5 protein-coding genes are annotated in these 8,491 nt (G+C 71.0%); 1 reads left to right on the top strand and 4 read right to left on the bottom strand.

All coding sequences use genetic code 11. The annotated features are described in order from the left end of the window. Nucleotides 1-692 (bottom strand): maltotransferase domain-containing protein (locus ACIBBH_RS15025; protein WP_399404657.1); only part of this gene is annotated, 692 nt, incomplete at its 3' end. A 268-nt stretch (nucleotides 693-960) separates the two neighbouring features. Between ACIBBH_RS15025 and ACIBBH_RS15020 the strand changes: the two genes are divergently transcribed. Further along, entirely contained in the window at nucleotides 961-3,579 is a 2,619-nt protein-coding gene (locus ACIBBH_RS15020; protein WP_399404656.1) for a glycosyltransferase family 1 protein, read from the top strand. A gap of 267 nt (nucleotides 3,580-3,846) precedes the next feature. Here ACIBBH_RS15020 and ACIBBH_RS15015 read toward each other — a convergent pair whose 3' ends face one another. From ACIBBH_RS15015 to ACIBBH_RS15005, 3 genes are all read right to left on the bottom strand, one after another. Next, nucleotides 3,847-4,359: a DUF1990 domain-containing protein gene (locus ACIBBH_RS15015; protein ID WP_399404655.1), complete on the bottom strand. Its 513-nt coding sequence runs from the start codon at nucleotides 4,357-4,359 to the stop codon at nucleotides 3,847-3,849. 69 nt (nucleotides 4,360-4,428) lie between these two features. Next, nucleotides 4,429-6,087 (bottom strand): M4 family metallopeptidase, encoded by a 1,659-nt coding sequence (locus tag ACIBBH_RS15010; RefSeq protein ID WP_399404654.1) that lies wholly within the window; start codon nucleotides 6,085-6,087, stop codon nucleotides 4,429-4,431. A 246-nt stretch (nucleotides 6,088-6,333) separates the two neighbouring features. Next, nucleotides 6,334-8,388: a M4 family metallopeptidase gene (locus ACIBBH_RS15005; protein WP_399404653.1), complete on the bottom strand. Its 2,055-nt coding sequence runs from the start codon at nucleotides 8,386-8,388 to the stop codon at nucleotides 6,334-6,336. Nucleotides 8,389-8,491 lie beyond the last annotated feature (103 nt).

Genomic DNA, 8,491 nt, shown 5'->3' with positions numbered 1-8,491 from the left:
AGCAGGGGCAGCGGCTCGGAGGCGGTGACCAGTTCCCGCAGCGGATACCGGGCCAGGACCTCGTCCACCTCCGGCGCCAACGCCGCCGCCAGCCGCCAGGCGGCCGGCCGGTCCTCGTCACGCAGAGCCGCCGCCGCGGCGAGGACGACCTCGCGCCCGTCCCGCTTCGGCACTCCGGCGGCGGCCCGCTCGTACAGCCGGGCACCCTCCTCCAGGACCAGGTCCGTGTCGATTCCCGCCGGTATCTTGATCCGCGCGTGGTGCCGCCAGGTGGTGACGGGATCTCCCCACGCCTCCACCGTGTACGTCCACAGGCCGGGCGCGTCCGGGGTGACCTCGGCGCCCCAGCGGTCGGTACCCGGGACCAGTTCACGCATCGGGGTCCAGGGGCCCGGGCGGCCCTCCGGGTCCCGCAGGACCACATTCGCGGCCACGGCGTCGTGGCCCTCGCGGAACACGGTCGCGGAAATCTCGAACGTCTCTCCGGTCACCGCTTTGGCGGGCCTGCGTCCGTGCTGCACGACCGGGCGGACGTCGAGGACGGGTATGCGGCCGACGACGGTGCCCTCGCCCGCGGAGGATCGCTCCCGGGCGGGCGGGCGGGCGTCGGCCGGAACACTGGCCGGAGTCCTTCGCGTGGTGCTCTTCTTGCCGGTTGTCGGGGGTGCTGACGAGTGGTGCGTGGCGGGCATGACCGCTCCTGTCCGCGTCAACGAGGGTGTGGGCGGATGACTGTGGGGAGGTGGGTCCTGCGGGTATACCTGTGGTGCGCCTGGGGGCGTACCGGAGGAGCCTTCCCACCCTATTCGGGTAGGCAATCCGGCACTTTGTTAACTACTCACGCGTATGTCTACACACAAGACCGGCCTCGCGTAGGGGGGTACCCCCGGTACCGTCGAGGGATACGACGAGACGCACAACGCCGTGCGTCTCCACACGCACTTGCGTCCGAGGTGGAATGTGAAGGCGATCCGTCGGTTCACCGTCCGTCCCGTTCTCCCCGAACCCCTCCGGCCGCTGAGCGACCTGGCGCGCAACCTGCGCTGGTCGTGGCATGCGGAAACGCGCGACCTGTTCCAGTCCATCGACCCCGAACGCTGGGCCGCCTCCGAGGGCGACCCGGTCCGGCTCCTCGGCGGTGTGCGTCCCGAGCGCCTCGCCGAACTCGCCGAGGACCGCCGTTTCCTGCGCCGCCTGGCCGCGGCAGCGGATGACCTCGACGACTACGTGAGCGGAGAACGCTGGTACCAGACGCAGTCCTCCGACCTGCCCGCCGCCATCGCCTACTTCTCCCCGGAGTTCGGCATCACGGCCGCCCTGCCCCAGTACTCCGGAGGCCTCGGCATACTCGCCGGCGACCACCTGAAGGCGGCCAGTGACCTGGGCGTACCGCTGATCGGTGTCGGGCTGCTCTACCGGCACGGCTACTTCCGGCAGAGCCTGTCCCGGGACGGCTGGCAGCAGGAGCACTACCCCGTCCTCGACCCGCACGAACTGCCCCTCGCCCTGCTCGACGAGGCCGATGGCACCCCCGCCCAGGTCTCCCTCGCCCTGCCTGGCGGAAAGCGGCTGCGCGCCCGGATCTGGCTGGCCCAGGTCGGCCGGGTGCCGCTGCTGATGCTGGACTCCGACGTGGAGGAGAACGACCTCGGCGAACGCGGGGTCACCGACCGGCTGTACGGCGGCGGCAGCGAGCACCGGCTGCTGCAGGAGATGCTGCTCGGCATAGGGGGAGTGCGGGCGGTGCGGACGTACTGCCGGCTCACCGGCCACCCCGAGCCCGAGGTCTTCCACACCAACGAGGGGCACGCCGGATTCCTCGGCCTGGAGCGGATCGCCGAACTCTGCGACGAAGGGCTGGACTTCGACGCCGGCCTTGAGGCCGTCCGGGCCGGGACCGTCTTCACCACGCACACCCCCGTCCCGGCCGGCATCGACCGCTTCGACCGGGAGCTGGTCGCCCGCCACTTCGGCCCCGACGCCGAGCTGCCCCGCATCGACGTCGAGCGCATCCTGCGGCTCGGCATGGAGACCTACCCGGGCGGCGAGCCCGACCTGTTCAACATGGCCGTGATGGGCCTGCGCCTGGCCCAGCGCGCCAACGGCGTGTCCCTGCTGCACGGCCAGGTCAGCCGGGAGATGTTCTCGGGACTCTGGCCGGGATTCGACCCAGAGGAGGTGCCGATCACCTCCGTGACCAACGGGGTGCACGCCCCGACCTGGGTCGCCCCGGAGGTCTTCCGGCTCGGCGCGCGCCAGGTCGGCGCCCAGCGCACCGAGGACGCGTTGACCGTGGACGGCACCGACCGCTGGGACGCGGTCGCGGACATCCCCGACCAGGACATCTGGGAGCTGCGGCGCACCCTGCGCGAGCAACTGGTGGCCGAGGTGCGGGAGCGGCTGCGGGCCTCCTGGCGGCAGCGCGGCGCGGGCACGGCCGAACTGGGCTGGATCGACGGCGTGCTCGACCCCGACGTCCTGACCATCGGATTCGCCCGCCGGGTCCCCTCGTACAAACGCCTCACCCTCATGCTCCGGGACCGCGACCGCCTGATGGAGCTGCTGCTGCACCCGGAGCGGCCGGTGCAGATCGTGGTGGCCGGCAAGGCGCACCCCGCGGACGACGGCGGCAAGCGCCTGGTCCAGGAACTGGTCCGCTTCGCCGATGACCCCCGCGTCCGCCACCGCATCGTCTTCCTGCCCGACTACGGCATGGCGATGGCGCAGAAGCTGTACCCCGGCTGCGACATCTGGCTGAACAACCCCCTGCGCCCCCTGGAGGCGTGCGGCACCTCCGGCATGAAGGCGGCGCTCAACGGCTGCCTCAACCTCTCGGTGCTCGACGGCTGGTGGGACGAGTGGTTCCAGCCGGACTTCGGCTGGGCCATCCCGACCGCCGACGGCGCCGGCACCGACCCCGACCGCCGGGACGACATCGAGGCGGCGGCCCTGTACGACCTGCTCGAACAACGGGTGACCCCGCGCTTCTACGAACGCGGCCAGGCCGGCCTGCCGGACCGCTGGATCGAGATGGTCCGCCAGACCCTCTCCCTGCTCGGTCCGAAGGTGCTGGCCGGGCGCATGGTCCGCGAGTACGTGGAGCGCCTCTACACCCCGGCCGCGCAGGCGGGCCGCGCGCTGAACCCGGACACCGCCCGGGACCTGGCCGAGTGGAAGGCCCGGGTGCGGGCCGCCTGGCCGGGGGTGAGCGTCGACCACGTCGAGACGACGGCGACGCCCGCCACCGCGGAACTGGGCAGCACGGTGGGCCTGCGGGTCCGGGTGGCCCTGGGCGAACTGGGCCCGGACGACGTGGAGGTGCAGGCGGTGTCCGGCCGGGTGGACGCGGAGGACCGCATCACCGACGCCACGGTCGTCCCGCTGAAGCCGACCGGCGCCCCCGACCTGGAGGGCCGCCTCCTCTACGAGGGCCCCCTCTCCCTGGACCGCACCGGCCCCTACGGCTACACGGTCCGCATCCTCCCCACCCACCCCCTCCTCGCCTCCGCCGCGGAAGCGGGCCTGGTGGCGGTGCCTTCGGAGGAGGTGGTGGACGGGGCGGGGGTGCTGATGCGCTGACGCCGACGGGCGGGCGGCCTTCGCCCGCCCTTGCCGCCCTCAGCCGAGGGGAGGGAAGCGGACCACTGTCGGCAGTCCCTGCGCGCCGGGGCAGGTGGGTGCCGCGGGTGGGATCGGAAGACATGGGCCACCACTGAGCCCGCCCACCTGCGCATTCGCCGGGCAACTCCGACCCCTACCCTCCACTTGACGAGCTCGCCCCACGGCGTGGCGGTTGCCCGACGACTGAGGTCGATCTGCCCGGAGTGCCCCGCACCATCGACTGACCTACGGCGCCTCCGGCTCGGTGGCCAGTTTCCGCAGCGCGGCCCCGCACCGCCGTGCGTAAGCGTGCTGCAGGCCTCGGGTCGCCGCACCGCCCGCCCGCGCATACCACTTCGCCGCCCGGCTGAACGCCGCCACCGTCAGCCACACCGTGCCGTCGCCCGTGCGGTCCACCACGAAGGCCTCCTCGCCGCACTCCGGGTGGCCGGTCAGGGTGCCGTAGGCCCAGCCGGCACGGCGGGGTTCCTCGACCGTCCAGACGATCCGGCAGGGGGCCTTGATGACCCCGGCCAGGGTGACCGTGACATCCACCTCGGGGGCGGCGCGTTCGGCGGTGGCGTCGATGCCGACGCCGATCGCCCGGTGCATCTCCCAGGTGAGGACCGCCTCGGCGGCCCGGTGGAACACCTGCTCCCCCTCGCCGATCCGCGTGCGTACGTTCATGGGGTGGAAGCCGGGCGGGCAGGCGGCGAGATCCTCGCGGGTCGCGCCGACCGCCTCATAGGTGAAGGACATGGGCCCAAGAGTAGGGCGGCCCCCGGGGACGCCTTCGTCCCGGGGGCCGCCGCTGTCAGGTGCGCAGGGTCAGCTGACGTTGACCGCGGACCAGGCCGCCGCCACCGCCTTGTACTCGGTGCTGGTCGAGCCGTACAGGGCGGACGCCGCGCTCAGGGTCGCCGTGCGGGCGCCCTTGTAGTTCGTCGACGACGTCATGTACGTCGTCAGCGCCTTGTACCAGATCTGCAGCGCCTTGGCGCGGCCGATGCCGGTGACGGTGGAGCCGTTGTACGTCGGGGAGTTGTACGAGACTCCGTTGATCGTCTTCGCACCGCTGCCCTCGGACAGCAGGTAGAAGAAGTGGTTCGCGACGCCGGACGAGTAGTGCACGTCCTTGCTGCCCACGCTGGAGGACCAGTAGTCGGCGGAGCCGCCGTCCTTGCTGGGCTTGTCCATGTAGCGCAGCGGGGAGCCGTCGCCGTTGATGTCGATCTCCTCGCCGATGAGGTAGTCACCGGGGTCGGAGGAGTTGTTCGCGTAGAACTCCACGCCCGTGCCGAAGATGTCCGAGGTGGCCTCGTTCAGGCCGCCGGACTCGCCGCTGTAGTCCAGGCCCGCGGTGTTGGAGGTGACGCCGTGGCTCATCTCGTGGCCGGCCACGTCCAGCGAGGTGAGCGGGTGGGTGTTGCCGTCGCCGTCGCCGTAGGTCATGCAGAAGCAGCTGTCGTCCCAGAAGGCGTTGACGTACGCGTTGCCGTAGTGGACACGGGAGTAGGCCGCGACGCCGTTGTTCTTGATGCCGCTGCGGCCGAAGGTGGCCTTGTAGAAGTCCCAGGTCTCCTGCGCGCCGTAGGCGGCGTCGACGGCCGCGGTCTGGTCGGTGCTGGAGCTGGAGGCGGCGCCGGTGCCCCAGGTGTCGTCGGCGTCCGTGAACAGGGTGCCCGCCGAGGAGCTGGTGCCGTGGGACTTGTTGTACGTCTTGTGGCCGCCGCGCGTGGTGTCGTACAGCTGGTACGTCGAGCCCGACTTGTAGGTGTTCAGGCTGACCGTGCCGGAGTACAGGCTCTTGCCGGTGCCGGTCTCGATGCCCTGGTACGCGTAGAGCTTCTTGCCGGTGGCCGCGTCGGTGATGACGTGCAGCTGGTTCGGGGTGCCGTCGTCCTGGAGGCCGCCGACGATGGTCTCGTAGGCGAGGACGGGCTTGCCGGAGCCGGCCCAGATCACCTTGCGGGCGCCGTCGGCGGAGGTCTTCGCGGAGCCCAGGGCCTTGGCGGCGGTCAGCGCCTGCTTCTCCGCCTTGGACGCGGCGATCTGCGGCTTGAGCGAGGCCACCTTGACGGCCGACTTGGTCGCTCTGGTGACGCCCTCGGTCCTGCCCGCCTTGGTGGTGTGGACGACCAGGTCGCCGCCGAGGACGGGCAGGCCGGCGTAGGTGCGCTCGTAGCGGGTGTGGACCGTGCCGTCGGCGTCCTTGACGACGTCCTTGACGACCAGCTTCTCCTTGCTGCCGAGGCCTATGTTCCGGGCGGTCTCGGTGGCGTCGGCCTGGGCCTTCTGGATCAGGGTGGTGCGGGCGGCGGCGGACAGCGGGGTCGGGGCGGCGGCCGGCGGCTTGGCGGCGGCGGACCCGGTCGGGGTCTGCGCGGACGCGCTGGTGGTCAGCCCGGTGGTGAGCAGTGCTCCGGCGGCGACAGCGGTGGCGATGGCCAGAGTGGTGCGCTTGTGACGCGCGTAGACGGGGCTCACTCAAGCTCCTTCTTCGTGGGGGAGTCCGGGCAGCGTGGGGTTACTGGCCGGAGTGTGTTGTGAAGTTGCTGTGCTGCTGCGGCGGGTGAAGGAAGGGTGGCACCGGGGGCGCGTACATGTCAGGACCCCGAAGTGATGTTGGCTGAAAATCGACCGCCCGGTAAACATTTCGGGAATGTGAACGGGCGCCGCCCCGGGGAGTCGAACCGCCGGGACGGCGCCCTCGCGCGGCGCCGTACGCTGCGGTTACGGGAACGTCAGCTTCCAGCTGTTGACCGTTCCGACGTCCTGCGCGGCCTGGTCCTGGACCTTCAACTTCCAGGCACCATTGGCCGATTCGGAGGAGGCGTTGACCGTGTACGTTTCGTTCACATTGTCCGCCGAGTCGGACGAGCTGAAGTTCTTCAGCCGGTAGGCCGTGCCCGAGGGACCGACCAGATCGATCACCAGGTCACCACGCCAGGTGTGCGTGATGTCGACGCTCACCTGAAGGTTGCTCGGCGCGTTTCCGCTCCTGCCCGAGACGGTGATCGCCGAGGTGACCGCGGGCCCGTTGTCCGGGATGGACACCGGTGCGGTGTTCTCGTACGAGGTACCGCCACCGCCGCCGCCACCCGAGCGCGAACCGACCGCGATGGCCGCCCAGGCGTCCTGCACCGCCTTGTACTCGGCGCTCGAGGTGCCGTACAGCTCACCCGCCGCCGCGAGCGTGCCGGTGCGGGCGCCCGCGTAGTTGGTGGTGGAGGTGAACTTGGTGGTCAGCGCGCGGTACCAGATCTGCAGCGCCTTGTCCCGGCCGATGCCGGTGACCGGAAGCCCGTCCGCCGTGGGCGAGTTGTAGCTGACGCCGTTGACGACCTTGGCGCCGCTGCCCTCGCTCAGCAGGTAGAAGAAGTGGTTCGCCGGGCCCGACGAGTAGTGGACGTCGACCCCGCCGATCCCCGAGTACCAGCTGTCCTTGGACGCGCCGTCCTTGCTGGGCTTGTCCATGTAGCGCAGCGGGGTGCCGTCGCCGTTGATGTCGATCCTCTCGCCGACGAGGTAGTCGCCGACGTCGGAGGAGTTGTTCGCGTAGAACTCCACACCGGCGGCGAAGATGTCGGAGGTCGCCTCGTTGAGACCGCCGGACTCGCCGCTGTAGTTCAGGTTGGCGGTGGCGGAGGTGACACCGTGGCTCATCTCGTGCCCGGCCACGTCGATGGACGTCAGCGGGTGGGTGTTGCCCGACCCGTCGCCGTAGGTCATGCAGAAGCAGCTGTCGTCCCAGAACGCGTTGACGTACGAGTTGCCGTAGTGGACCCGCGAGTACGCCCCCACGCCGTTGTTCTTGATGCCACTGCGGTTGAAGGCCGACTTGTAGAAGTCCCAGGTGAGCGCGGCGCCGTAGTGTGCGTCCGCACCCGCGGTGGCGGCGTTGGACGCGCTGCCGTTGCCCCAGGTGTCGCTGGTCTGCGAGAACAGCGTGCCGGTGCCGGAGCTGCCGTGGTTGAGGTTGTACGTCTTGTGGCCGCCGCGTGCCCCGTCGGTGAGGGTGTAGTTCGACCCCGACTGGGTGGTGGTCAGCGTGACCTGGCCGCTGTACTGGGTGTTGCCGGTGCCGGTCTCGATGCCCTGGTACTCGTAGAGCTTCTTGCCCGTGGTCGCGTCGGTGATGACGTGCAGCTGGTTCGGGGTGCCGTCGTCCTGGAGGCCGCCGACGACCGTCTCGTACGCCAGGACGGGCTTGCCGCTCGCCGCCCAGATCACCTTGCGCGGGGCGCCGGCGGCGGCCGGCTTGGTGGCGCCGAGGGCCTTGGCACGCCGGACGGCCTGCTGCTCGGCGCTCTTCGTGCTCACGGCCGGGGTGAGGCCGGCGACCTTGATCGGGGCGTTCGTCGCCTTGATGACGCGCTCGGTGGCACCCGACTTGGCGGTGTCGACGACCAGGTCACCGCCGAGCACGGGCAGGCCGGCGTAGGTGCGCTCGTAGCGGGTGTGCAGCGTGCCGTCGGCGTCCTTGACGACGTCCTTGACGGCCAGCTTCTCCTGGGCGCCGAGGCCTATCGCCTTGGCCGTGCCGGCCTTGGCGGCACCGGCGTCGCGGATCAGCTCGGCACGCTGCGAGGGGGTGAGCCGGACCGCCACGTGGGCCGGGTCGACCTTGCCCGAGGGGGTCTTGGCGGGGGCGGCGCCGGCGGCGCCGGACTGGACGGCCGCGGCGATCAGCGCGGTGACGCCGACCAGGGCGACGGCGGCGGCGCGGTGTGCGGTGGTGTGGGAGGGGGTGTGGGAGGTGCGTCTGCGCGAGGAATTGCTTCTCAACACGGACTCCTTCTGCGTGGCCGCGGGCGTGCGGCCAGGGGAGATCACAGCGGTGAAACTGTGGGGTTGCTGTGAAGCGACTGTGGGAAGGGTCGCAGCGGCG

It is taken from the genome of Streptomyces sp. NPDC051636, assembly GCF_044453765.1.
Classification (GTDB): Bacteria; Actinomycetota; Actinomycetes; order Streptomycetales; family Streptomycetaceae; genus Streptomyces.
Note: the sequence above shows the minus strand (reverse complement) of the source record. Positions and strands in the feature narration are given on the sequence as shown.